At 59.5% G+C, this 25,194-nt stretch carries 26 protein-coding genes; 20 read left to right on the forward strand and 6 right to left on the reverse strand.

Translation table 11 applies throughout. The features are described from left to right. Positions 1–30: 30 nt before the first annotated feature. Complete coding sequence (gene hslO / locus ABCS64_RS01965; protein WP_418890259.1) at positions 31–900, reverse strand: Hsp33 family molecular chaperone HslO; 870 nt, start codon at positions 898–900, stop codon at positions 31–33. A gap of 17 nt (positions 901–917) precedes the next feature. Continuing rightward, complete coding sequence (locus ABCS64_RS01970) at positions 918–1,277, reverse strand: arsenate reductase (RefSeq protein ID WP_418890260.1); 360 nt, start codon at positions 1,275–1,277, stop codon at positions 918–920. Positions 1,278–1,786: 509 nt separating this feature from the next. On the opposite strand from ABCS64_RS01970, the gene ABCS64_RS01975 reads away from it, so the two are divergent. Then, the gene (locus ABCS64_RS01975) at positions 1,787–3,166 is read left to right on the forward strand and encodes an IS1380 family transposase (RefSeq protein WP_418889980.1); all 1,380 of its coding nucleotides are present in this window, start codon (positions 1,787–1,789) and stop codon (positions 3,164–3,166) included. Positions 3,167–3,943: 777 nt separating this feature from the next. On the opposite strand, the gene ABCS64_RS01980 is transcribed toward ABCS64_RS01975, so the two are convergent. After that, the gene (locus tag ABCS64_RS01980; RefSeq protein WP_418890261.1) at positions 3,944–6,397 is read right to left on the reverse strand and encodes a Tex family protein; all 2,454 of its coding nucleotides are present in this window, start codon (positions 6,395–6,397) and stop codon (positions 3,944–3,946) included. A 413-nt stretch (positions 6,398–6,810) separates the two neighbouring features. On the opposite strand from ABCS64_RS01980, the gene ABCS64_RS01985 reads away from it, so the two are divergent. From ABCS64_RS01985 to ABCS64_RS02020, 8 genes are all read left to right on the forward strand, one after another. Next, complete coding sequence (locus ABCS64_RS01985; RefSeq protein ID WP_418890262.1) at positions 6,811–7,785, forward strand: TRAP transporter substrate-binding protein; 975 nt, start codon at positions 6,811–6,813, stop codon at positions 7,783–7,785. Between the two features lie 150 nt (positions 7,786–7,935). Continuing rightward, positions 7,936–8,502 carry a TRAP transporter small permease gene (locus tag ABCS64_RS01990; protein WP_418890263.1) on the forward strand — a complete coding sequence of 189 codons (567 nt, stop codon included), beginning with the start codon at positions 7,936–7,938 and terminating at the stop codon, positions 8,500–8,502. Between the two features lie 15 nt (positions 8,503–8,517). Beyond that, entirely contained in the window at positions 8,518–9,816 is a 1,299-nt protein-coding gene (locus tag ABCS64_RS01995) for a TRAP transporter large permease (protein WP_418890264.1), read from the forward strand. A gap of 573 nt (positions 9,817–10,389) precedes the next feature. Then, positions 10,390–11,229 (forward strand): putative hydro-lyase, encoded by an 840-nt coding sequence (locus tag ABCS64_RS02000; RefSeq protein ID WP_418890265.1) that lies wholly within the window; start codon positions 10,390–10,392, stop codon positions 11,227–11,229. Positions 11,230–11,244: 15 nt separating this feature from the next. Beyond that, positions 11,245–11,796 (forward strand): L,D-transpeptidase family protein, encoded by a 552-nt coding sequence (locus tag ABCS64_RS02005; RefSeq protein ID WP_418890266.1) that lies wholly within the window; start codon positions 11,245–11,247, stop codon positions 11,794–11,796. Between the two features lie 155 nt (positions 11,797–11,951). After that, positions 11,952–12,713, forward strand: coding sequence for a 5-oxoprolinase subunit PxpB (pxpB, locus tag ABCS64_RS02010; RefSeq protein WP_418890267.1), 762 nt, complete (start codon positions 11,952–11,954; stop codon positions 12,711–12,713). After that, positions 12,710–13,708, forward strand: a complete 999-nt coding sequence (locus tag ABCS64_RS02015; protein ID WP_418890268.1) for a 5-oxoprolinase subunit C family protein — start codon at positions 12,710–12,712, stop codon at positions 13,706–13,708. Before pxpB ends, ABCS64_RS02015 begins: the two co-directional genes overlap by 4 nt. A gap of 43 nt (positions 13,709–13,751) precedes the next feature. Further along, complete coding sequence (locus tag ABCS64_RS02020) at positions 13,752–14,537, forward strand: LamB/YcsF family protein (protein ID WP_418890269.1); 786 nt, start codon at positions 13,752–13,754, stop codon at positions 14,535–14,537. A gap of 597 nt (positions 14,538–15,134) precedes the next feature. Here ABCS64_RS02020 and fabB read toward each other — a convergent pair. Both fabB and fabA read right to left on the reverse strand, forming a co-directional pair. Then, positions 15,135–16,346 carry a beta-ketoacyl-ACP synthase I gene (fabB, locus tag ABCS64_RS02025; RefSeq protein WP_418890270.1) on the reverse strand — a complete coding sequence of 404 codons (1,212 nt, stop codon included), beginning with the start codon at positions 16,344–16,346 and terminating at the stop codon, positions 15,135–15,137. A gap of 152 nt (positions 16,347–16,498) precedes the next feature. After that, entirely contained in the window at positions 16,499–17,023 is a 525-nt protein-coding gene (fabA, locus tag ABCS64_RS02030) for a 3-hydroxyacyl-[acyl-carrier-protein] dehydratase FabA (RefSeq protein ID WP_418890271.1), read from the reverse strand. A gap of 378 nt (positions 17,024–17,401) precedes the next feature. Between fabA and ABCS64_RS02035 the strand changes: the two genes are divergently transcribed. Then, positions 17,402–18,397 (forward strand): MdtA/MuxA family multidrug efflux RND transporter periplasmic adaptor subunit, encoded by a 996-nt coding sequence (locus ABCS64_RS02035; protein ID WP_418890272.1) that lies wholly within the window; start codon positions 17,402–17,404, stop codon positions 18,395–18,397. A gap of 151 nt (positions 18,398–18,548) precedes the next feature. On the opposite strand, the gene ABCS64_RS02040 is transcribed toward ABCS64_RS02035, so the two are convergent. Next, a complete protein-coding gene (locus tag ABCS64_RS02040) occupies positions 18,549–19,268 on the reverse strand; it encodes a S24 family peptidase (RefSeq protein ID WP_418889933.1) in 720 nt (239 codons plus the stop codon). 250 nt (positions 19,269–19,518) lie between these two features. On the opposite strand from ABCS64_RS02040, the gene ABCS64_RS02045 reads away from it, so the two are divergent. The 10 genes from ABCS64_RS02045 (at position 19,519) to ABCS64_RS02090 (ending at position 25,184) form a co-directional block, all read left to right on the forward strand. Continuing rightward, the gene (locus tag ABCS64_RS02045; RefSeq protein ID WP_418889932.1) at positions 19,519–19,797 is read left to right on the forward strand and encodes a helix-turn-helix domain-containing protein; all 279 of its coding nucleotides are present in this window, start codon (positions 19,519–19,521) and stop codon (positions 19,795–19,797) included. A gap of 134 nt (positions 19,798–19,931) precedes the next feature. Further along, a complete protein-coding gene (locus ABCS64_RS02050; RefSeq protein WP_418889931.1) occupies positions 19,932–21,908 on the forward strand; it encodes a Mu transposase C-terminal domain-containing protein in 1,977 nt (658 codons plus the stop codon). An 82-nt stretch (positions 21,909–21,990) separates the two neighbouring features. Further along, a complete protein-coding gene (locus tag ABCS64_RS02055; protein WP_418889930.1) occupies positions 21,991–22,704 on the forward strand; it encodes an AAA family ATPase in 714 nt (237 codons plus the stop codon). 2 nt (positions 22,705–22,706) lie between these two features. Further along, entirely contained in the window at positions 22,707–23,333 is a 627-nt protein-coding gene (locus ABCS64_RS02060; RefSeq protein WP_418889929.1) for a helix-turn-helix domain-containing protein, read from the forward strand. After that, positions 23,326–23,670: a hypothetical protein gene (locus ABCS64_RS02065; protein ID WP_418889928.1), complete on the forward strand. Its 345-nt coding sequence runs from the start codon at positions 23,326–23,328 to the stop codon at positions 23,668–23,670. Before ABCS64_RS02060 ends, ABCS64_RS02065 begins: the two co-directional genes overlap by 8 nt. 2 nt (positions 23,671–23,672) lie before the next feature. Beyond that, a complete protein-coding gene (locus ABCS64_RS02070) occupies positions 23,673–24,119 on the forward strand; it encodes a hypothetical protein (RefSeq protein WP_418889927.1) in 447 nt (148 codons plus the stop codon). Then, positions 24,116–24,460, forward strand: coding sequence for a hypothetical protein (locus ABCS64_RS02075; protein WP_418889926.1), 345 nt, complete (start codon positions 24,116–24,118; stop codon positions 24,458–24,460). The genes ABCS64_RS02070 and ABCS64_RS02075 overlap by 4 nt, the downstream gene beginning before the upstream one ends. Further along, positions 24,457–24,699 carry a hypothetical protein gene (locus ABCS64_RS02080; RefSeq protein WP_418889925.1) on the forward strand — a complete coding sequence of 81 codons (243 nt, stop codon included), beginning with the start codon at positions 24,457–24,459 and terminating at the stop codon, positions 24,697–24,699. Before ABCS64_RS02075 ends, ABCS64_RS02080 begins: the two co-directional genes overlap by 4 nt. After that, positions 24,696–24,950 carry a hypothetical protein gene (locus ABCS64_RS02085; protein WP_418889924.1) on the forward strand — a complete coding sequence of 85 codons (255 nt, stop codon included), beginning with the start codon at positions 24,696–24,698 and terminating at the stop codon, positions 24,948–24,950. Before ABCS64_RS02080 ends, ABCS64_RS02085 begins: the two co-directional genes overlap by 4 nt. 9 nt (positions 24,951–24,959) lie before the next feature. Beyond that, on the forward strand, positions 24,960–25,184 hold the full coding sequence (locus tag ABCS64_RS02090) for a hypothetical protein (RefSeq protein ID WP_418889923.1): 225 nt from the start codon (positions 24,960–24,962) through the stop codon (positions 25,182–25,184). Positions 25,185–25,194 lie beyond the last annotated feature (10 nt).

A 25,194-nucleotide genomic window follows, 5' to 3' on the forward strand; every position in this document is an offset into this window, starting at 1 on the left:
TCGGCAAAATCCTCGCGTCGATCGCCCCGCTTAATGTATCGAAGGCGGCGTTTCCGGCACGTTGCCAAAGAGCGAGTCGATGTCAGCCTTGTCGAAGCGGTATTCGTGGTTGGCAAGGTCGTCGCGGATAACGAGCACGCCGTTTTCCTTGAGCGCGCTGTAAATGTCCTGACGGCCGAGCGTGCGCAGAATATTGCGCACTTTGTCCCAGTCCATCGGCCAGTCATGCGTGACCGCCCGGGGAGGAAAGAGGCGCACAGTCTCTTCGTGGAACAGGCGGGTGAGCAGCGTTTCGGCGGGCAGCGCGTTCAGTTCTTCCGGCGTGGCGGTGCCCGCCAGGGCTTCGATACGCGCCCAGCCGTCGGCATCGCGTGCGTCGGTCGTCGGCATTTTCTGGATGAACAGCCCGGCGGCGCCTTGTGCCGAAGCGGCCAGGAAAAAACGCGTGGTGAGTTGCTCGGACTGCGCCAGATAGTGTTCGAAGAGGGCGGCAATACTGTCGCCGGCCAAAGGGACGACGCTTTGATAGGGGGCGCGCATCGCCGCAGTTTCGAGCGAGAACAACAGTTGCCCGTGGCCGAGCAGATCAGCGAGCGGCGCATCGCGCCCGATCGCTTCGCCGACCTGCGCCATGGCGCGTAAATTCAGCGATTCGCTGCAATCAATGACGAGCAGCGGCAGGGGGCCGTTGCCGCGTAACTGGATCGTCAGGCGGCCGGGCTGCTTGAGGTTGTCGGCGAGCAATACGGTGGTTGCGCCCATCTCGCCCAGCAGCTCGATGACGCGCGGCGGATAATCGCGCCGCGCCAGCAGTTGCGCCCAGACGGCCTCCAGGCGCACGATGGCGCCGCGGATGTCGAGTTCCTCGAAAAGAAAGCGCTGTACGCAATCGGTGGTCATGGTTGCTTCTCCGTTCGTCATTCCGCCGGTTTCTCCGGCAGGGCCTGGGCATAAGTCTCCGGCGTAAAGCCGACGAGCAGCGTCTTACCGGTGTCGAGCACCGGCCGCCGGATAAGCGTCGGGTAACGCGCCATCAGCGCCAGCGCGCCAGCCTCGTCGAGATGGGCGCGTTCAGCTTTACTGAGCTTCCGCCACGTCTGGCCGCGCGTGTTGAGCAGCGTCTGCCAGCCGACGCGGCGATTCCAGTCGGGCAGGCACGTGCCGGCGACGCCCGCCTTTTTGTAGTCGATGAATTCGTAGGCAATTCCCCGCGCATCCAGCCAGGCGAAGGCTTTTTTCATCGTGCTGCAATTTTTGATGCCGTAAATCTTGAACATTCGGTTGGTGTCTCATGCCATCGGTTTGTCTGCGACTGCCTTGCCGTGGCGTAACGCCAGCACGGCGGGCAGCTTGTCATCGGCTGCAAAAGTAGCGCAATCGCCCGGCGGCTTCAAGCAGCGCCCCGGCGCGGGTTCAACCAGGACACGCTGGGCGCCCCGCTGAAATAGCGGCTTCCTTTGCCAAAATACGGCGTTACTGTGTTGACCTAGCCTTGCCGTACTAAATGTACGGTCTGCGGCTCGTCGCCTTGTCTTTTGGCAAAGTCGAGCCGCTATAGATTGTCGGTTTTTAAAAAGTGCTGCCCGCAACTCCGTATGGATAGGGCGTTTCCGGGCAGGCACCTCTGAAACGCCCTATTTATAAGGGTTTCAGGGCATACCCCTCGGAGATGCCCTAAATACGCGGGCTAGCCCGCATTTCTCACAGATAGAAGGTGCATCGCGGCCGGAGATATGAGAAAGTTTTTTTGCGAGAACGACTTAACCATATCTCTGAGGAAGCCGCGATGCCGACACAGTGTACCGTAGTCAGCCCATGCGCGAAGCGTATTGATGGCCGCCAGGTGGCGGTGGATTTCGACGGAGGGCAGATCAGTTCGGATGCGGGCGCGCTGTTGCTGCGCGAGGTCGATCGCACCTTGCGGCTGACCGAACGGGTGGCGGCCTGCTTCGAGGATGGGCGCGATCCGGAGCTGATCGAACACACGGTGCACACGTTGGTGATGCAACGGATCGTGGGGATCGCGCTGGGCTACGAGGACCTGAACGATCACGATCAATTGCGCCGTGACCCGGTACTGGCCACGCTGGCCGGTAAGCTCAGCGCTCGGCGCAAGGGCTGCGAGCCGCTGGCGGGCAAGTCGACCTTGAACCGGCTCGAACATGCCCCCGACACCAAGGACGGTTCGCGCTATCACAAGATCGCTCACGATCCGGCGGCCTTCGAGTCGCTGTTCGTCGCGTGCTTCATTGAGGCGCACGAGCAGGCACCTGACGAGATCATCCTCGATCTGGACGCCACCGACGACCCGCTGCACGGCCAGCAGGAAGGGCGTTTCTTCCATGGTTACTACGGCGGCTACTGCTACCTGCCGCTGTACATCTTCTGCGGCCGACATCTGCTCGCCGCCAAGCTGCGCCGGGCCAACACGGATGCCTCGGCGGGCAGCATCGATGAACTCGAACGCATCGTCACCCAGATCCGCCGCCACTGGCCGGAGGTGCGCATCGTGCTGCGTGCCGACTCGGGCTTTGCGCGCGATGCCTTGATGAGTTGGTGCGAGCAGACGCACATCGACTTCGTCTTCGGGCTGGCCAAGAACGACCGGCTCAAGGCCCAGATCGAAACCGAGATGAGCCAGGCGCAGGCCGAATGCACCCAGACCGGCAAGCCCGCACGGCGGTTTCGCGACTTCACCTACCGCACCCTTGACAGCTGGTCGTGCGCCCGGCGGGTCGTCGGCAAGGCCGAGCAGCTGCCGGGCAAGGCCAATCCGCGCTTCATCGTCACCAGCCTGGACGCTCAGCGCTGGCCGGCACGCGAACTGTACGAGGCGCTGTACTGCGCCCGAGGCGAAATGGAGAACCGCATCAAGGAGTGCCAGCTACACCTGTTCGCCGATCGCACCTCAACGGCGACGATGCGGGCCAATCAGCTGCGGCTGTGGTTCGCCTCCTTCGCCTACGTCATGCTCGAAGCGCTGCGCCGCATCGGGCTGGCTGGCACCGAACTGGCCGAGGCCACCTGCGAGAGCCTGCGCCTGAAACTGCTCAAGATCGGCGCACGGGTCAAGATCAGCGTGCGCCGCATCCATGTCAGCATGGCCAGCAGTCATCCGTTCCAGACCACCTGGCGCCTGGCCCAGGCCAGACTCGCCCCCGGCTGATCCGCCACGCCACCGTGGCCCTGCTGATCCGATCGCGCTCCCGTTCGCGCGAGGCGGTCTCATGCCCAAACAGCGCCGCTTGCCCCCTCAACGCACCTGACCGCTCGCAGAACCTCACCCGCCTGCACTCCATTGGCCGCTCGCGGGCCTGAATCCTCGCGGTCACGGCGACGCGTGAAGGAAAAAACCGCGCCAACGGGGGCCGAACCGTGAGAGTGTGAGAAATGCGGGCTAGCGGGCAGGTGCCCTGAGATACTTTAAATATAGGAATTGCCAAAGCCTGCGCGCTGACTTCCACTCACAGAACTCCTCTTAATGCCGTTGCGCTGAGCGGCAGCGCGCCCCGCTGACTTTCTTTGCCCCGCCAAAGAAAGTCAGCAAAGAAAGGCGACCCCGAGGCGCAGAAAACTCCTTGTCGCGGGCCGCTTGTCGGCGGGCTTGATTAACTCGCTTGCGCTCAAACAATCAAGCCCTTGATTCCGCCAAGCCGCCCCGCGTTCCTGAAATAGCGGCTTCCTTTGCCAAAATACGGCGTTGGCTCGCCTTGCCGTACTACTCGTACTGTCAGCGGCTCGCCGCCTTGTCTTTTGGCAAAGTCGAGCCGCTATGAGGTTTTCGGGGCACACTTCTAAACCCCGCGTGGATAGGGCGTTTGCGGGCAGGCACCTCTGGAAGCCTTATGAATAAAGGGTTTCAAGGATGGGGTACCGGAGATACCCTGTTTATAAGGGTTTCCAGGCGCCTTTTCGGAAACGCCCTGTTGACAAGGGCTGGCGGCTAGCGTTTGAGTTTGGCAAACGCCGCGGCCATGGCGCTTTGCGGTTCGGGGTGCGCTGGTCGTTTGCTTTGCCGTGCCTGCGCTTTGGCGGGCGCGCCCGTGTGTCTTGCGTTTCCTGTGTTTCCGGCATTTCCCGCATTTCCTGGCGTATCGTCCAGACGCATGGTGAGCGCGATGCGGCCGCGCGGCAGGTCGACTTCGAGCACCTTGACGCGGACGATGTCGCCCGCCTTGACGATTTCGCGCGGGTCCTTGACGAAACGGTTGGCCAGCGCCGAAATATGCACGAGGCCGTCCTGATGTACGCCGATATCGACGAATGCGCCAAAGTTGGCGACGTTGGTGACGACGCCTTCGAGGATCATGCCGGCGCGCAGATCCTTCATGTCCTCGACACCGTCCTGAAAAGTGGCGGTTTTGAATTCCGGTCGTGGGTCGCGGCCGGGTTTTTCCAATTCTTTGAGCACATCGTGCACGGTGGGCAGACCAAAGCGTTCATCGGCGTATTTTTCCGCACGCAGTGACTGAATGAGGCGGGCATCGCCAATCACTTCGCCGATGTTTTTCCGGATATCGGCGAGGATGCGCTCGACCAGCGGGTAGGCTTCCGGATGCACGGCGGAAGCATCAAGCGGGTTGTCGCCCTGCGTGATGCGCAGAAAGCCGGCGGCCTGTTCAAAAGTTTTGTCGCCCAGGCGCGGCACCTCGCGCAGCGCGCTGCGATTAGGGAAAGCGCCATGCTGGTCGCGGTGGGCGACGATATTGGCTGCCAGCGTGCCGTTCAGGCCGGAAACGCGCGTGAGCAGGGGCACCGAGGTGGTGTTGACATCAACGCCGACGGCGTTGACGCAGTCTTCGACGACGGCGTTGAGCGCTTTTGCCAGCCGTGTCTGGCTAACATCGTGCTGATACTGGCCGACGCCGATCGATTTGGGTTCGATCTTGACGAGTTCAGCAAGCGGGTCTTGCAGACGGCGGGCAATCGACACCGCGCCGCGCAGGCTGACATCCAGTTCGGGAAATTCGCGCGCGGCGTATTCGGAAGCCGAGTAGACCGAGGCGCCCGCTTCAGAAACGACGACCTTGGTCAGATGCAATTCCGGCAACATTTTGACCAAATCGCTGGCCAGCCGGTCGGTTTCGCGCGAGGCGGTGCCGTTGCCGATGCTGATGAGCTGAACGGCGTGTTTTTTTGCCAGCGCGGCCAGTGTCGACAGCGCGCCATCCCAGTCGCGGCGCGGTTCGTGCGGGTAGATAGTGGCTGTTTCCAGCAGCTTGCCAGTGGCGTCAACGACGGCGACCTTGCAGCCGGTGCGGATGCCGGGGTCGATGCCCATCGTCGGACGCTGACCGGCGGGCGCGGCCAGTAGCAAATCGTGCAGGTTGCGCCCGAAGACGCGGATGGCTTCTTCCTCGGCGCGTTCGCGCAGTGCCCCCATCAATTCGCCTTCAAGATGCGGGAACAGTTTGACGCGCCAGGTCCAGCGCACGGTATCGGCCAGCCATTTATCTGCCGGACGGCCGTGATCGGCGATGCCGACGCGCCTGGCGATACGTGTTTCGCAGGGGTTGGCGGCTTTCATCGTCGCCGCCGTGGCGGGGAGGGCGCTTTTCGGCGTTGTTCCCGTTGCGGTCGAAAGGGACGAGCGCGCCGCTGCATCGTTTGCGGCCAGGTCGGTGTCGAGCGCCAGCGCAATGTGCAGCATGCCTTCGTTGCGGCCGCGCAGCAGCGCCAGCGCACGGTGCGAGGGGATGGCCGCGAGCGGTTCGCGGTAGTCGAAATAATCGCGGAATTTGGCGCCTTCGCTTTCCTTGCCTGCGGCCACCGTCGAGGTGACGAGGCCATGCGTTTCAAGGTATTCGCGCAGTTCGCCAAGCAGGGCGGCGTCTTCCGAAAACCGTTCCATGAGGATTTGCCGCGCGCCGTCGAGCGTACTTTTGGCATCGGTAAAGCCGAGCGCGGCAGCCTCGGCATTGAGATATTTTTCCGCTTCGTCTTCCGGGGCGCGCGTCGGATCGGCGAGCAGCGCTTCGGCCAGCGGCGCCAGCCCGGCCTCGCGCGCAATTTGCGCCTTGGTGCGGCGCTTGGGCTTATACGGCAGGTAAAGGTCTTCGAGTGTCTGCTTGGTTTCGGCGGCGTCGATCTGCGCAGCCAGCTCCGGCGTCAGTGCGCCCTGTTCGTCGATGGCGGCGAGGATCGATGCGCGGCGTTCTTCCAGTTCGCGCAGGTAGGCCAGCCGTTCGGCCAGCGTGCGCAGTTGCGTGTCGTCAAGCCCGCCGGTCGCTTCCTTGCGGTAGCGGGCGATGAAAGGCACGGTGGCGCCTTCGTCAAGCAGGGCTACAGCAGCTTCCGCCTGCTGGTTGCGGCAGCCGATCGCTGCGGCGATGCGATTGAGAATGCGGGCGGCTGCGGGGGAAGATTGCGGATGTTCAGAAGCGTGGATGGCAGACATCGATTGTGTTTCAGAGAACGGGAAAAATGGCGAACACTACGCAATCGGATGGGAAAGTTCAAGTTGGCCTCGGCGATTTCGAGGCGCTTTTCAGCGTGAGATTCGGGTCGGTGTGCCTGACAAATTTGAGCTGCCCAGCCGGGTGCCGGTATTTATGCGGCGCTGGCGCTGGCGCAAAATGGCCGGCTTTTCATTGACATCACGGGCCGGTTTGATTAGCGTTCCGCCTGCTTGTGCCGGTGGGCGCGGTCGGAAGCGGGTACGCTCGGCCGGGCGGGCGAGGGCGCCCCTTCGGAAACCCGCGTGGATAGGGCATCTCCGGCTACCTCCGGTTTTTTGGGTTGGGATTTGGGATTTTTGATTCCGGATTTCAGGTTCCCGATTTTTGGACCATTCTTTGACGAGGAACGTTTATGTTGAAGCAGTTTCTGACGGCGGGTTCTGCCGCGGTGATGGTGTTGTTCGGCGCAGCTGCGCAGGCGCAGACCAAGTGGGACATGCCGACGCCTTTCCCGGCGGGAAATTATCAGACGGAAAATGTGCGCCATTTCGTTTCCGAGATCGACAAAGCAACGAAAGGGCAGTTGAAGATCACCGTTCATGACAGCGGCTCGCTGTTCAAGGGCAACGAGATCAAGCGCGCCGTGCAGGGCGGTCAGGCCGAAATCGGCGAGATCATCATCTCCGGCTATTCCAATGAAGACCCGATGTACGGCGTCGATTCGATTCCTTTCCTGGCAACGGATTACAAAGCCTCGGAAAAACTCTGGAAAGCCTCGCGGCCGGCGATTGAGGCGCGCTTTGCCAAACAGGGACTGAAGGTGCTCTACGCCGTGCCGTGGCCGCCGCAAGGTATTTTCAGCGCCAAGCCCATCGATTCGCTGGCTGACCTCAAGGGGGTCAAATGGCGTGCCTATAATCCCAATACCAGCCGCATCGCCCAGCTGATCGGCGCGCAGCCGGTGACGATCCAGGCGGCGGAACTGAGCCAGGCGCTGGCGACCGGCGCGGTGACGGCGTTCATTACTTCCGGATCGTCCGGGTACGACACCAAGGTGTGGGAGCAGATCAAGCACTACTACAAGACGAACGCCTGGTTGCCCAAAAATATCGTCTTTGTTTCCCAAAAGGCGTTCGACAAACTGGATAAGCCGACCCAGGATGCGGTGATCAGCGCCGCTGCCGCTGCCGAGGCGCGCGGTTGGAAGTTGTGCGAGGAAAAGACCAAGTGGTACAACGAGCAACTGGTCAAAAATGGCATGAACGTCGCCGATCCTTCACCGCGTCTGCGTGCGGATTTTGAGAAGATCGGCCAGACGATGGTCGATGAATGGATCAAGCAGACGGGAGCGGATGGGCAGGCCGTTATCGACGCGTTCAAGAAGTGACCGCCGCCGGCGTTTCTTGCAGCCCGCTTTCTTTCGCGAATTTTTGCAAATGCGGTTCGATGAGGCATCCGCACCGCGCCGAGGGCGTGTTGCGGCTGCTTCGGCTTCTTTTTGATGTGCCGGCGTCTCCCAACATTTTTTCGACATTTCATGCGAATTTTTATTGATCGGCTTTTCCAGGTTGCGGGCGGATTGGCCGGGATCTTCATGGTCCTGACGCTGCTTTCGGTGCTGTCGAGTATTGTGGGGCGCTTGCTGCCCGCATTGGCGTTGCCGGGTGCGGATGCCTACGCCGGTTACTGTATGGCCGTTGCGGCTTTCCTGTCGCTGGGGGCGACACTGCGGCGCGGCGAGCATATCCGCGTGACGCTTTTGCTTAACCGCCTGCCCGATTGGGGACGCCGCCGGCTCGATCTCTTTTGCCATGTTGTGGCGCTGGCGGTCGCCGTCCTGCTGACCTGGTATGCGGTTCGGCTGGTGCGCCAATCGTTTCTGTTCAACGATATTTCGCCCGGCCTCGATGCAACGCCCCTGTGGATTCCGCAGATCGGCATGGCGGCCGGCAGTGCGCTGCTGGGACTGGCGTTCGCCGCCGAACTGTTCGATCTGGCGATGGGGAGAAAAACCGCAGATACGGGCGGGAGTGAAACGGAAAAAGGTGCGGAGAATGACATGACGTGCACGGCCTGCGACGCCGAACTGCCGCATACCGAATGAGGGGCGGAGCGTTTCATGGAATTTTATGTCACCGCTTTTCTTATTCTGGCCCTGTTCGCCCTCCTGGGTTGTGGCGTCTGGATTGGGCTGACGCTGATCGGGGTCGCCTGGATCGGCATGGCGCTGTTTACCGACCGTCCCGTGGGCGACAGCATGGTCATGACCATCTGGGGATCCTCTTCGTCGTGGACGCTGACCGCTCTGCCGCTGTTTATCTGGATGGGAGAAATCCTTTTCCGCACGCGGCTTTCCGAGGACATGTTCAAGGGGCTTTCGCCCTGGCTGGATAGACTGCCGGGGCGACTGCTTCACGCAAACATCATCGGCTGCACAATCTTCGCGGCGGTATCCGGCTCATCGGCGGCAACCTGTGCGACGATCGGCAAGATGACGCTGCCGGAACTCAGGAAGCGCGGTTATCCCGACTCGATTTCGATCGGCACGCTGGCGGGCGCCGGTACGCTGGGTTTATTGATTCCGCCGTCGATCACCATGATCGTATATGGCGTCATGGCGAATGTGTCGATTGCCAAACTGTTCATTGCCGGCATTTTGCCGGGCGTCGTGCTGGCCGGCCTGTTTATGGGGTACACGATGCTCTGGGCGCTGTTCAATTCGGATAAGGTGCCGGCGCCGGATCAGACGATGGGTTTCCGGCAGAAGCTTGCCGCCTCCCGGCACTTGCTGCCGGCCGTCTCGCTGATTCTCGCCGTTCTCGGCTCAATCTACACCGGCATCGCTACGGCGACCGAAGCCGCGGCGCTCGGCGTGGTCGGCTCTCTGGCAGTGGCTGCCGTGCAGGGCGATCTGAGCTGGAAGACCTTCATCGAAAGCCTGCTCAGCGGCACGCGCCTGTATTGCATGATTGCGATGATTTTGTTCGGGGCCGCCTTTCTAACCTTGTCGATGGGCTACATCGGCCTGCCCCGGCAGGTGGCGGAGTGGATCGTCAGCCTGAATCTTTCGCCATTTGCGCTGATTCTGGCGCTGACGGTGTTTTTCGTCCTACTGGGGTGTTTCCTCGATGGCATTTCCATGGTCGTGCTGACGATGGGCGTCCTGCTGCCGACCATTGAAGCGATGCAGATTGATCTTGTCTGGTTCGGTATTTTTGTCGTGCTGATCGTTGAGATGGCACAGATTACGCCGCCGGTGGGCTTCAACCTCTTCGTGCTGCAAGGAATGACCCGAAAGGATATTGCGTTCATTGCACGGCACACTTTCCCGATGTTCATGCTGATGGTGGTTGCCGTGCTGCTGATCTATTTTGTTCCTGATATTGTCGGCTGGCTGCCGCAGCACATGGATGGCTGACGTTTTGCCGACCGTGTGCCGCCGTTGATGGTGATGGCGGGCGGCTGCCATCGCTCCGGCCGGCGTGTGCCGGCGTATGTTCTCCGCGTGAGGCCGCTGCGGGCGGGTCTGCAAGGTTCAATGTTCAATGGATTTACAGGCAGGGTTCCGTTTCCCTCTGGGAAGGCGCAATCTCTACCGGGGAGTGGGTATTTCTTAAGGGAAGGGTGTATTCGTTTCAGCGAAGCAGGCGTAGCAGATGCACCACCGTGTATTCCCTGCGGGAAAGGTGTATTCCCTGCGGGAACGGCGCCATTCCTGGGGGATGGAATGCGTGCCCATGCCGCTCGGAGAAGCCCATGTCGAAAAAGCATGCCCGGAGAGGCCCATTCCACGCGGGCTCCAGCCGGCCTGTAGCCCGCGTTCCGTGGGCGTTTCCAGCCGGGTCACGCCAGCGACATCCAAGCTGGCCAGCATTGTTCCGGATACGACGGTTTTTATTCCTTTCCGGAAAGTTTCCATTCCCCGTAGGGCGGGATGGTTGTACACTGAGCGGCCTTGAGGTTTTACGGCTTTTTGCGGAGGAAAGCGACCATGAGTGCGAACATAAGCGCAGCAATCTCCTGCCCGTCTGCGGGCGCTTCAAATTACGGTACGTTTGCCAATGCACGTGAGGCGCGTCTGGCCATTCGCCGCGGTGAATGGGACTCCCATACCAGCGGCCTGGCGCCCGGTTATGCACAGGGCAATCTAGCGATCCTGCCGGAAGCGCTGGCCACCGATTTTCTGCGTTTTTGTCAGCGCAACCCCAAACCGTGTCCGCTGCTCGCTGTTTCCGAACCGGGCGATCCGATGCTGCCGACGCTGGGCGAGGATGTCGATATCCGCACCGATATTCCGCGTTACCGTATCTGGAAGCACGGCGAACTGGCGGCGGAGGTGAGCGATATCCGCGATTTCTGGCGGGACGATCTGGTCAGCTTTGTTCTGGGCTGCTCCTTTTCTTTTGAACACGCGCTGATCGAGGGCGGCATTGAACTGCGCCATGTCAGTCAGGGCAAGAATGTCGCCATGTACCGGACGAATATCCAGACCGTGCCGGCCGGCCCATTCCACGGGCCGATGGTCGTGTCGATGCGGCCGATGACGGCGGCCAACGCCATCCGTGCCGTGCAGATCACCGCGCGGGTGCCTGCCGTGCATGGCGCGCCGGTGCATCTGGGCGATCCGGCGCAGATCGGCATTGCCGACATCAACCGGCCGGATTTTGGCGATGCGGTTGAAATCCTCCCCGGCGAAATGCCCGTCTTCTGGGCCTGCGGGGTGACGCCGCAGGCGGTCGTTATGGCCATGGCACCGGAATTCTGCATCACCCACGCGCCGGGCTACATGCTGATCACCGACGTGCGTAACAGCGACCTTTCCCTGGCGTGAGTTTAAAGGCGGAGAATGCAAAAGGCTTTAACGTTTGCCCTGGTTTTAATCGTGGGTTCGTTATCTCTGGCTAAATTTAGTGAAGCGGGCACGGCGCAGATCAATCAAGACGTGCCGTTAAAAACCCTTTTAAAGGATAAAAAAATCACGTCTTTGCGCGCGATAAAAAGCGAGCGAAGGCTCGAAGTTCTTGGTGGCGACGAAGTTTTAAAAAGCTATAAAATCGCGCTAGGCGCTAATCCCAAAGGGCACAAGCTTCAGGAAGGCGACAAAAAAACGCCCGAGGGAATTTACACGATTAACGCCAAAAATGCCGCTTCGAGATTTCATAAAAATCTAGGCATATCCTATCCCAACGCGGCAGACCGTGCTCGCGCAAAGGCGCGTGGCGTAAGCCCTGGCGGCGATATCAAAATACACGGCATCCCCAATCAGTTTTCGTATATGGGCAAGGCATTTTTGAAATTTGGTGACTGGACGGATGGCTGCATAAGCGTTATGGACGACGAGATAGACGAACTATACGAGCTTGTGCCATTAAATACACGCATCGAAATTTTGCCATGATTTGTTTCCTGAACGCGATAGGTTTGCCTGGTAAGACCTATGGGCGCGTATTCTTGCTCGTTATTTTTACTAATTTTTAAAGAACATTTAAATGCAAGGCATACTATTGAACGGCGCTCCAGGCGAAAGCTTGAATTTTCTGGAATAAAAATCTTATGAATGAATCTGCATCAACACTCAAACTGCTGCCGCTGGGTGACACCGCTTGGACGGTCGAATTCGGCAACCGTATCGACCCGGCACTGTACGCCCGCGTGCTCGGCCTGCTCGATGCCTTGAAAGACGCGCCGCGCGATGGCGTGTTTGCCGGCATCGTCGACATCGTGCCGACCTTCCGTTCCCTGACCGTACATTACGACCCAGCGCGCAGCGAAGGGCAGGCGCTTGGCGAGGCGTTGCTGTCGCTGGCGCAGACAGCGCAGGCAGTCAGCCGGGAAGGGAGGCGCTGGTCGATTCCCGTCTGCTTCGATGCTGATTTTGCCCTTGATCTCGATGATTTGGCGCAGGCGAAGGGAATGACGCGCAATGCGGTGATCGATCTGATGACGGCAACGACCTTTCAGGTCTACATGATCGGCTTCATGCCGGGATTCCCCTATATGGGCGGGTTGCCGGCCGCGCTCGAAATGCCGCGCCTGTCCTCGCCGCGCAAGGCGTTGCCGGCGCGCTCGCTGGCGATTGCCGGTGCCATGTGTGCGGTCTATCCGTGGGAAAGCCCCGGCGGCTGGCGGCTGCTGGGCAGAACGCCGATCCCGATGTTCTCGGCGCGCGAGGAAAGCGCACCGTCCCTACTGGCGGCGGGTGATCGCGTGACGTGGCGCGCCGTCGATCGCGCCGAGTTTGAGCGGCTGGAAGCGGCGGTGCTGCATGGCGAGTTTGTGCGCGAAAGCCTGTTGATCGAGGAGGCGCAGCGATGAGCGAGGATTTTATGAACGGACTGGTCGAAGTGGTTGACGCTGGCATCGCCAACAGCATTCAGGATTTGGGGCGGCTAGGTTTTCGCCACATGGGCATTGCCGTTTCCGGTTGCCTTGATTCCATGCTCGCGCGCTGCGCCAATGCACTGGCAGGAAATCCGGCGCAGGCCGCCTGTATCGAGGTACGCGCTGCCGGGCCAAAGCTGGCTGTTCGGCGCGGGCCGGTACGCTTTGCCTTGAGCGGTGATTTGAGTGCGACATTGGTGCGCGCCGATGGTGATACGTTTGAAATTCCCGCCTGGCAAAGCGTCACGCTGGAAGCGGGGGACGAGTTGCATGTGGGTTTTCTGCCCGGCGGCGTGGCCTATGTCGCCGTATCCGGCGGCTTTGCCACACCCGTGCAGCTGGGCAGCCGTTCGACCTATCAGCGCGCCGAAATCGGTGTGCCGCTGACGCTGGATGCACAGATTCCCTGCGCTGTCCTGTCGCCGGAAGAGTGCGGCGGGATCGGCGAAGAGGGCGGCTATTTTGTGGCTTCGCCCTGGGCACACGCCGAAGGCCCCATTCGCATCATCCTCGGTCCGCAGGATGACCATTTCACGGCGGCCTCGATTGCGGATCTGCTCGACGGCGAATATCGGGCGACGGCGCAGAGCGACCGTATGGGCATGCGTCTGGAAGGGAAGGCGCTGGCGCATCGTGAGCCGGCACTGGCCGATATCGTTTCCGACGGCGTTGTGCCCGGTGTCATCCAGGTGCCGGGCAATGGCCAGCCGATTATCCTGCTAGCTGATTGCCAGACGGTCGGTGGTTATCCAAAAATCGCCGCGGTAATTTCCGCCGATCTGCCGCGTCTGGCGCAGGTTCGGCCGGGGCAGGCGTTGCGTTTTGCCGCAGTGGATGCTGTTCAGGCCGCCCAGGCGCGCGCCGCGCAGGAAGCGCAGTGGCGGATGTGGGCGGCGACCATCGAGATGGTGAGCGGACCGGGCTGCTGAATCGAACACTGCATTCCTTGAGAAAATCAGTCAGGAGAAGAACATGACCCAAAATACGACGAAAAAACTCAACCTGAATTCTGACCTGGGCGAAAGCTTTGGTGCCTGGGTTATGGCCGGCGACGCCGCCATGCTCGGCATTGTCAATTCGGCGAACGTAGCCTGTGGTTACCATGCCGGCGATCCGCTGGTGATGACTCAGACCGTTGAGCGTGCCAAGAAGAATGGCGTCAGTATCGGCGCGCATCCTTCATTCCCGGATTTACAGGGCTTTGGCCGACGGCGCATGGATATTCCTGCGCCCGAACTTGAGGCCATGCTCATCTACCAGATCGGTGCGCTGGATGCCTGCGCGCGCGCCCAGGGCAGCAAGGTGACGCACGTCAAGCCGCACGGTGCGCTGAGCAACATCGCCAGCGCCGACCGTAAGGTGGCCGATGCGGTGGCGCGTGCGGTACATCGTCTCGACCCCTCGCTGATCCTGCTGGCGCCGGCCGCTTCGCAGATGGCGCTGGCTGGCAAAGAAATCGGCCTAAAGATCGTCGAAGAAATTTTTGCCGATCGCGCCTATCTCGATGACGGCAATTTGGTACCGCGCAGCCAGCCGGGCGCGATGATCCACGGAGCGGAAGCCAGCCTCACCCATGTATTGCGCATGGTTGAGGAAAGCGCGCTGATTTCGATCAACGGCAAGCGTATCCCGGTCAATCCGCAGAGCATCTGCGTGCATGGCGACAATGCCGAGGCAGTAGCGGTTGCCCAGGCGATCCGCAATGGGCTGACGAAAGCAGGCTATACGCTCGTCACGATCCCTGAACTGGCGGCTTGATGCGGTTTTTGGGCGATTATGGGTGCCTGAATTCGTCGGGCATGAGTTGATGCGCTGCTTTTGTCCGCCGGGATTGCGCATCCCGCCAAAAACGCCGGTACCGTTCCGGCGTTTTTATTTTTTTGTCTTACGTAAAACCCGGAACCATTTGGTGTTTGTACCACGGTCTGTTGTTGTATTTATATGTGCCGTATTTCCCCTGGTTAATCGTGTTGCGGTTTTTTCAGGCGGGGTTTATTCGCCAGTGATGGCTGTAAAAAAGCCATAAGGCGTTTTGTCGGTCGATTGCTGCGGACAGGACGGCAAGCAATGCCTGACATTATTTTGCCGGCAGGGCAAGAAGGCCGATGCGAGATCGGAATACCAGGTAACGATTGTTTTTCAGTCGCGCTCGCGATGCGTGTGCGTATGGGCGTCGACGTCCTCCTAGTCGGCGCAAAATATGGGGAACGAGGCCCGGGCGGCCAAATGGGTTGAAAACCTATAACCATGAAAAAACTGCAAACGACGGTTCGGGTCAGTTTACAGTTTTTTCATCTGGTTTTTTCTTGGGTTGTGAGTCTGAATTGGGATGGCTCTCACAACCCGCGGGGACGGTCAGACGCGGCTGAAGATCAATGTAGCATTGGTGCCGCCGAAGCCGAAGCTGTTGCTCATGACGGCCTGCAAGCGTTTCTTCAGGTTTTCCCGAACGATTGGCAGTCCCTGGGCGCCTTCATCGAGAGTGAAGATATTGGCCGAAGCGGTCACGAAATCGTTGAGCAGCATCAACAGCGAGTAAATGGCCTCATTCGAGCCGGCGGCGCCAAGTGCATGGCCGGAGAGCGATTTAGTCGAGCTGATCAGCGGAATGTCTTGTCCGACGAAAGTCGTTTTGATGGCTTCTAGCTCCTTGGTGTCGCCCACCGGCGTTGAGGTGCCGTGCGCGTTGATGTAGTCGATGCCACCCTTATGGGTTGCCATCGCCATCTGCATGCAACGCACCGCGCCTTCCCCGGAAGGCTGCACCATATCGTAGCCGTCAGACGTCGCGCCGTAGCCGGTCAATTCGGCGAGAATTTCCGCCCCGCGTGCCTTGGCGTGTTCGTATTCTTCCAGTACCAGGACGCTGCCGCCGCCGGAAATGACAAAGCCGTCGCGATTGGCGTCGTAAGCGCGTGAGGCGACTTCCGGCGTGTCGTTGTACTGGCTGGAAAGGGCGCCCATGGCATCGAACTGGCAACTCATCGACCAGTGAACCTCTTCGCCGCCGCCGGCAAAAACGATGTCCTGCTTGCCGAACTGGATCAGTTCGGCGGCATGGCCGATGCAGTGGGCGCTGGTCGAGCAGGCCGAACTGAGCGAGTAATTGACGCCTTTGATGCCGAACGGGGTCGCCAGGCAGGCGGAAGTCGTCGAAGCCATCGTTTTGGTAACGGCGTAAGGACCGACGCGCCTGACGCCGCTGTTGCGCAGGATATCGGCGACTTCAACCTGCGCTGAGGATGTGGCGCCGCCGGAGCCCACGATGATGCCGGTGCGTGGATGCGAAACCTGTGCTTTGTCCAGCCCGGACAGAGCGATGGCTTCCTGCATGGCGATGTGGCAATAGGCGGCTGCATTGCCCATGAAGCGTAATTCCTTGCGGTCGATATGCGCCTTGGGGTCGATGCTGATCGGGCCTTCCACCTGCGAGCGCAGCCCCATTTCCTGATAGGTGGGGGAAAATTTGATGCCCGATTTCAATGCTTGCAAAGAAGCGAGGACTTCCTTGAGGTTATTGCCCAGGCTGGACACAATGCCCATGCCGGTCACAACGACACGTCTCATGAATTTCTCCTGTCGCTAGGATGCGAGAATAGGGTAAATATGGTTTTGATTATAAAAAATAATGCCGGCTCAGTGAATCGTGCGCTGCAATTCGTTCCGGCAAGCGTGCAAACCATTTTTGGAATTTATACAGCCTCAGGATTGAACGCTGCTTAAAATGAGTCGGTGCTGGTAAACAGCCCAACCTTGAGATCCGCACCGTGATAGATTTCCCTGCCATCTACGCTCATCGTCGCATCGGCGATCCCCAGCACCATCTGGCGCATGATGGTTCGCTTGATGTGGATGTGGTAAGTGACTTTCTTATGTTTGGGCAGAACCTGTCCGGTGAACTTGACCTCACCGCAACCCAGCGCACGGCCGCGCCCCAGGCCGCCGCTCCAGCCGAGGTAAAAACCGATCAGCTGCCACATGGCATCCAGACCGAGACAGCCGGGCATGACCGGATCGCCCTCAAAATGGCAGGCAAAAAACCACAGGTTCGGGTGGATGTCCAGCTCGGCGATGATTTCGCCCTTGCCGTATTTTCCGCCGTGGTCATTGATTTCCAGAATGCGGTCAAGCATCAGCATATTGGGCAGCGGCAATTGTGCATTGCCGGGGCCGAACATTTCGGTACGCGCGCAGGCCAGTAAATCTTCTTTGCTGTACTGATTCTTGCGGGCGGCAGCGGTCATATTCTTTCTCCTTGTCTGTTGTCTTTTGTTTGGCTTTCGGCAACGTGCCGGCCGCGTCATGCGTCAGGCAGTGTACCCGGGCGCACGGCAGCCGGTCCCTTCGATCGTCCAGCCCGGTATTGTGCAACGCGATATTAACGGAATCCGGCCTATCCCGCCATGTCGGACCGTTGGAAACGCCGTGCCAAATCCATACTGAACCCTGCCGATCAGGCCGGCATTGAACTCACCCTACGGGCGTGTCGAAAAGTGATTGCAAATTATTCCGTCTGCCGCCGGTGCCGGTGTGAGTTTGTTATATTGCAGTTGCCGGAATTTGTGGCCGCCGCGATAGGCTGGGTGGCCGGTAGTCCGGTATCTGATTGAGGAATCTCGTGCATGCGCAAGAAAGTATTCTGGATAGGCCTTGCCTGTGCGCTGGCGCTGGCGCTGGCGGTAGCTTGGTTCTGGCCTGGAAGTGGGCGTGGTGATGGCGAGGGCGGTAATGCGCGCCCAGGGCGCGGGCGACACGGCGCGGCCGAGGCGCCGCCTGCCGTCACAGTGGTGACGGCGCGGCACGGCGACATCGATGTCGTACTCAGTGCGCTGGGCACAGTGACGGCGCGCAATACGACGGTCGTCAAGGCGCGCGTTTCCGGGCAGCTGCAACGTATTGCTTTTCAGGAAGGACAGCGCGTCAAGGCGGGTGATCTGCTGGCCGAGATCGACCCGCGCCCTTTTCAGGCGCAACTCGACCAGGCCGCCGGGCAATTGGCGCGCGATCGGGCGCTGCTTGCCAATGCCAAAATTGACCTGGCCCGCTACCGTGACCTGCTGGCCAAGAATTCGATTGCCAGGCAACAGGTCGATACGCAGGCGGCGCTGGTCAAGCAGTACGAAGGCGCCGTGCAGACCGATCAAGGCAGCGCCGAAAATGCGCGCCTGCAACTCTCCTTTACGCGCATTACCGCGCCGATCGACGGTCGCCTTGGCCTGCGCCGGGTTGATACCGGCAATATGGTCAGCGCCAGTGACGCCGACGGGATCGTCACGATCACACAGACGCAGCCCATCGCCGTCGTTTTTTCAGTGCCTGCCGGTCATCTGAGCGCAGTGCTTCAGGGGATGCGGGAACACGAAACGCTGCCGGTCGAAGCCTGGGATCAGGACAATAAAAACCGCCTGGCCGCTGGCAAACTGCTGTCGGTCGATAACCAGATCGATACAGCAACCGGCACGGTCAGGCTCAAGGCAGAATTTACCAATGCCGACGAGGCGTTATTTCCCAACCAGTTCGTCAATATCCGGCTGAATGTTTCCACGCGCCGCGACGTCGTGCTGATTCCCGCCGCGGCCGTGTTGTGGGGTGGTGATCGTTTTGTCCAACAGGATTAATCAGGGCGAGTCAGCGGAAACGCCCATTTGATGCGGAACTCAGGGCGATCCGCCAGAAAATTTGCCGCACATTAATTTTGCAAAAAAACGGGCACTTTTTAAAAAATTTTGCGCATTTTTTGTCCAAAAATGCGCCGGGAATAAACAGAAATTAAAACCGCGTCCCTGCCCACACTACCCGGCCAATAATTGCCACGTCTCCCTCAGCCATCTTGCTTATGTCCAGCGTCCAGGGTCTATATGTCGGGTTATCACTGATAACGCTTATTTGCCCGCCGGGCAATAATTGAAGCCGCTTAACGAGGAGCATATCACCCATCCGCATAATATATATGCCATCTGTGTCCGGCTGGGTGAGACTCTGATTAATCAGAATAACGTCTCCATCGCGCAATGTAGGCAACATTGACTCGCCCGCCACACGAATCAGCACCAAATCTTTAGGCTGCATCCGCAGCTCGTGTTTGATCCAATCCTCACGGAACATTAACGAGTCGTCGGCCTCCTCACTACCGACAACTGCGCCGTGCCCTGCGGCTGCGCGAACGTCATTATGCAGCGGCAGCGCTATGTAACGTCCCGATGCTGTCGCCTCTTGCACCGATAGTACCGTTGCTGCCCCGGCTTGATATGGCGTATCGGCCTGTATTTTTGGCGCGGGCTGGTGTCGCGGAGCGTTAAACATCTCGCCCTCACCAGTCAGCAACCAGTTAGCGTTAATACCTAAGCGCACTAATCCTGCTATAGCGTCTCCTCCTGGGATACTCCTGCCGTCTTCGTAGCCTTGATACCCTCTTGCTGATACGCCAGATTGTTCTGCGGCGTCTTTTTGGCTCAATCCAAGTCTAGCCCTTGCCTCTTTAAGTCGCATAGATATGTTCATGTCGCGCTTCCTGGGCGAAAGTGCGACACATCACGCCGCACTTTGCAATGTATGTCGCACTTCGTAGCGCTTTGATTATTAAGCGGTAAATTTATATACGCACTTTTTGTCGTATCTTGAAAGCGCGACACGTAAAAAAATACTGAAAAAACTCTTGACATACGAAAAATTGTGCTGTGTAATATAAAACATCAACCAGCAATATGGTTAGTTTAACCATTATAGGAAACGATACAAAATGGTATGCAAAAAAGATTGGCACCCAGCAGATATAAAAGCCGCCCTAGAGAAGCGTGGATGGACGCTTATCGGGCTAGCCGCGCATTACGGGATCAAAAGCTCATCCTCGTTCTCGTTTGCCCTCAGTAATAGCTATCCGTTAAACGAACGGCGCATTGCCGATGCGCTAGGCGTACCTGTGCAGGAAATCTGGCCGTCCCGTTACTTTGCTGACGGCACAAAACGCCCTCGCGGCCTGCGCGGCGCGCGGGCATCACGCCTTGGTGCTCATGCATAGCAAAGGACTAAAAAATGAGCACATGCTCAATTAGCGACATTGCCCAGGCCCTAACCATCTCTAAACGATCCGCCGAGCGTCGGGCTATCAATGACTCGTGGCCGTATCATGAGGCCCCTGTCCGCGGCGGTCGCATGCGCCTCTACGAGATCGACAAACTGCCCAAGGCCGTCCGTAATGCGATCAAACAGCACAAAATGCAGACGGATGTGCTGCCCGCCTTGGTCTCTGAGATTACTGCTCCGCCCGTGGCGCAATGTAACGAGCTGTCATTAACGCACGATCAGCGCGCGATCCGCGACGCACGGTCGGGTATCCGCGCGGCGATCCATAAAACAATGGCCAATCTGGGATGCAGCCTGCATGAGGCATCGGTCAGCCTGATTTGTGACGCCCAGCGCGGCACGCTTGACCCCATATTGACGCGGATGCTGCATATCGCACGTGATCGCCGTGGCAGCTCACGCGGTGACTTGCCGACGCCGCGCACCCTGCGCCGCTGGCTGGATGCCGACGATCTGGCACCGGGCATGCCGCAAAAGGATTTTGTCGTGCCGGTCTGGGCGCGGGCATTTTTGGCTCACTATCAACAGCCACAAAAACCAAGCCTGTCCGATGCCTACCGCCAGTTTGCTGCCGAGTATGCGGGCGATCTGCCGAGCGAGTGGCAGGTGCGCCGGTTTGTGGGCAAATTAGGGGCAGTAACCCGCGAGCGCGGACGCATGGGAGAGCGCGAGCTGCGCAACATCCAGCCATTTGTCCGCCGTGATTTTGCAGCCCTCTTGCCCAATGACATCTGGTCGCCTGATGGACACACGTTTGACGCAGAGGTGCAGCATCCATTTACGGGCAAAGCGTTTCGGCCGGAGATCACAACATATATCGATATTGCTACCCGCCGGGCGGTCGGTTGGTCGGTAGATTTGGCCGAGTCGAGCATGGCCGTCGCGGATGCCCTGCGCTCCGCTGTCCAAAAACACGGCATCCCGGCCATGATCTACTCGGACAACGGATCGGGGTACAAAAATGCCTACCTTGAGGATACAGCGCTTGGCTTGCTTGGCCGCCTGGGCATTACGGTACGTCACTCAATCCCTTATAACAGCCAGGCGCGCGGCGTCATTGAGCGCGCGCACCAGACAATCTGGGTGCGCTCGGCAAAACGGCTGCCGTCCTACATGGGGCATGTCATGGATCGCCAGGCGCGCCTTGCTCACTACAAATTAACGCGGGCGGCGATAAAACACGGTGGCGCTATGCCGCTCATGCCTTGGCAGCTCTTTGTCGAGTTTTGCGAGGAGGCCGTTGCCGCTTACAACGCCGCGCCGCACCGCTCTCTCGGCGGCGTCTCGCCCGATCTGTGCTGGCGCAATCATGAGGCGCGCGGCTGGTCGCCGATAAGGGTCGAGGGCGACGAGGTCATCACGCTGTTTAGGCCGCGCGTTGCTCGTACCCTGCGCCGAGGCGAAATACAAATATTTAATAACCTCTACTTTTGCCGCGAATTTGAGGAGCTTAACGGGTCGCTGGTGCATGTCGCCTTTGACATCCACGACCCCCGCTATGTGTGGGTCTATCTGCCGGATGGTCGGTTTATCGGTACGGCCGAGGTTAACGGCAACCGTCGCAATTACTACCCCGTTGCCGTTATCGAGCAGGCCCGCGACCAACGCGCCAAAGCGCGTTTGGCGCGCATCGACGTTAAGCGTGACGACATCCTCGACGAGCTGCACGGCGCGGCGGCAATTGAGGTAGCGCCGGCGCAAACCCTTGTCATTGGCGGTCGCGTTATTGAGGCTGCCGAGATCGACCAAATGCTGATCGACGCGCCCGCCGAACCGCTCAATCTGCACGATGCGCCGGCGATGATTAACGCGGCGATGCCTCTTGAGACTGAGCAACCGGCCGCAAAACCGCCGCGCTCTGAGCGATCGGCCGAGGACAACTATGCGGAGTGGTGCGAGCTGCGACAACGCCAACAAAACGGCGAAATCCTGCGGGATGTGGATGCCCGGTTTATCGAGACGTGGCCGACAACGATGCAGGGATCATCGCATCTGGATTATCTGGGATTGAGGCACCTCATCCCAAAAAAACAGGCCGCTGCGTAATGCCAGATACGCAACGGCCGGTTTAGGGCGCAGGCTGGGACCAACAACCTGCAATTACTACGACAAACGGAGTTATTAAATTATGACGCAAACAGCAAATCTACACAACCTGAGCATTGTCCGGCAGTTTGCCCGGACGGCTGACCGCACGGCGGGCCTACCCGGCATTGCCGCGCTCTACGGCCCGGCCGGGTTTGGCAAAACCACCGCCTCAATGGCGGTGGCTAACGAGCACCGCGCTTACTTTGTCCAGATGCGCTCGGCTTGGACGCGCAAGACGCTCCTTGAAAAAATCCTGCTTGAGATCGGCATCAAACCGCTTGGCACGCTGCCAAAAATGCTTGACCAGATCACCGACCAACTCTCGGTCTCGCGCCGCCTGCTCATTATTGACGAGTTTGATTATGCCACCCACTCGGATGCCATGATCGAGCTGGTGCGCGACATCTACGAGGGGTCGCGCGGCTCGCTGCTCATTATCGGCGAGGAGATGTTGCCACAAAAGCTCAAGCGCTGGGAGCGGTTCCATAGCCGCGTCCTCTCGTGGATCCCCGCGAGAGGCGTCACCGAAAAAGATGCACAGCTGCTGGTGCCGATCTACTGCCCGGGGGTCAAAGTACAGCCAGACTTGCTGCAACATCTGGTCAGCATCTCGCACGGATCGGTGCGCCGGGTATGCGTCAATCTCCACCAGATCAAAGAGACGGCGGGGATGGAGGGATGGCAGTCGGTCGGCATGGCCGAGTGGGGTGAACGCCCGCTCTACACGGGCGAAGCGCCGCGCAGGGGGGCGTAATCGTGCGCAAACCTGTAACTACCTATGCCGGCGGCAAAGGGCCGCGCCAGCGCGTTTGGGAGGCCATCCGCGCCCAGCGTGACGCCGAGTGGACGCGCGTGCAGATCGCAGGTCTCTCCGGGATCGACGGCAGCACATTGTCAAGTTACATCCAGTCACTCGAGCACGCAGGCATCGTCAAAATGGTGCGTCAGACACCGGGCGCACGCAAACATTATCGACTCATTAACGATGAGGGCGTCGAGGCCCCGCGCCTACGCACAGACGGCTCGCGCTGCACGCGAGGACTTGTGCAGGAGCAGATGTGGCGGACGCTGCGCATGATGCGAGGAGACACCAATGCCCGCGAGCTTGCAGCGCACGCCAGCACGCCGCGCATCCCTGTGGCGTTTGGCACTGCTAACGAGTACCTCAAAACCCTCAAAAAAGCTGGCTATCTCGAGGTGACTTTGCCTGGCAAGGGCGTGTCGGCCCAGCGTTGCGCGCTCGCGCGTTACCGCCTGATCTCCTCGTGCAACACCGGGCCGAGGCCGCCGGTCATCTGCAAGACACGGACGGTCTACGACCCCAACGTCGACAAGATCGTCTGGCAAGCGCCGGTCTCTGATGAGGACGCGATCTATGGCTGAGACCATTACTGATCGCCGCGCGTTTGCGCAGCAACTGCTCGCCGATGCCGTCCGCGCGCATCCGCGCGGCAAAGCAGGGGTGGCGGCGCAGCTGGGCGTATGCCGGTCGCTGCTCTCCCGCACGCTCTCGCCTAACGACAAGCTGGATCTGTCCGAGCCGATGATCCAGCGGGTAATTGACTGCCTGCACACCATCCCGGTGTGTCCGGCAACCGGCGAGCCGATTGCCTACAGCGATTGCCGGCGTATCTCCTCGGGGCCTGCCCCCAGCCACAACCCCTACAAAATGACCATCTGGGTGCGTTGCCACACGTGCCCAAACAAACATGCGGAGTAATCATGATGCAAACCAACACCAATACACAAACCCTCATTAAAAATGAGATTGCCGCGTTGCATAACATCCAGCAAAACATAGGCGCTGAGCCGACCAACTGGATACGCTGCATGTATAGCGATGAGCGCTGCTACTGCATAGAGCATCCCACAGGTAAAAATCTGCTGGCCGTCTGCTTGGACCTATATGACTGGCAGCGCGGAGGCTGCTTTGTCGAGGGGTTTGATGATGATGCCTATTTTAGGGATGCGCTCCGCCTATCGGTAACCCCCGCCAACAAACAGGCCTACAAAAAGACCTGGTCGGCCGTGCGTGCGCTGCTAAATGGCCGCACGGTTGTCCTGGGCGGATACTGCATTGATGCGGCGGCGCACCTGGCCGCAGCCAAAAAAACGCAATACGGATTTGAGCCGTACGAAATCAACCTGGCTCCGGAGGTGCTGCAATGACCCACACATCTCTACGCGCCCGCCGGACACGCATGCTACAGCGCCGTGCCGCCACAAAAGGTTTTGTCGTGTCCGATGCGTTTGACGCCTTGAGCCGTCTTAAAAAATCAACAGAGTGGCTGAGATCACACGGTATCCGGGTTTTGGGTTACTCGGTGATTTTGGATATCGGCGAGCCGCCGGACATTATGGTCCAGTCCGGCCCAAAAACGTTTGCCTTGTTTGCTGGGGAGTACATGCGGCGCTCAGTAGGCCGGACCGTCGATGGCGAGGTTGCCGATTTTGAGGCGGACGACCGTAAAAATGGCGTGCGCATCAACTGGACGGAGGTGACGGCATGAGCAGCATTACCCACATTGCCGACGTGCGCCGTACACCACGTGTGCTTAATGATGGTTACATCTGGCGCTTGCGTGAGGCTAACGAGGCCGTGCGTCAACTACGCGCGATGGGGTGCCATATCCAGCACGTGGCGGTCGGACAGGCCAATCTCCCCAGCGAGATCGTTGTCGATCACAACCCGCACCGCCGCCTGATCGGCTGCGAGAGCGTGCATGTCACCTGCGGAGGTCGGCTATGAGTCTGTTGAGCATCCAGCTCGCTCAACTTGTAAATGAGCGCTCGCTTGCCGATCAGATCCTCGACATCCTGGAGCGATCCGCAAAACCGCTGAGCATCTACCAGCTTGCGAGGCGGTTGCAGTACGACAGTGCGCTGATTGACCGGGAGATCAAACGTCTATACCGGGCAGGGCGTATTGATTGTGCCCGCAAAAACTCCCGACAACACTACTGTCTGTATCAATACGCCCAACAACCCACAACCACATAGGAGGCCGATATGGCTACAAAAGTTACCACCATCCCCGCGTCTGGCGACCAGATTTCGCCGGACGCCATACCGCCCGAGGAGATTGGGGGCGAGTGCAAGTTTGTCCTGCACGACGATATGCGAATAACATTTTTCTGCGACGGCGAGGCCGTGCTAACGATCCCCGAATCGGTTACCGCGCGCCTCGGCAGAATGCTCCAGGGGATGCGTTTTGATACTTTTTATTTGTCTTGATGAGGGGCAA

Origin of the sequence: Dentiradicibacter hellwigii (assembly GCF_041770905.1) — a bacterium.
Lineage (GTDB): Bacteria > Pseudomonadota > Gammaproteobacteria > Burkholderiales > Rhodocyclaceae > Propionivibrio > Propionivibrio hellwigii.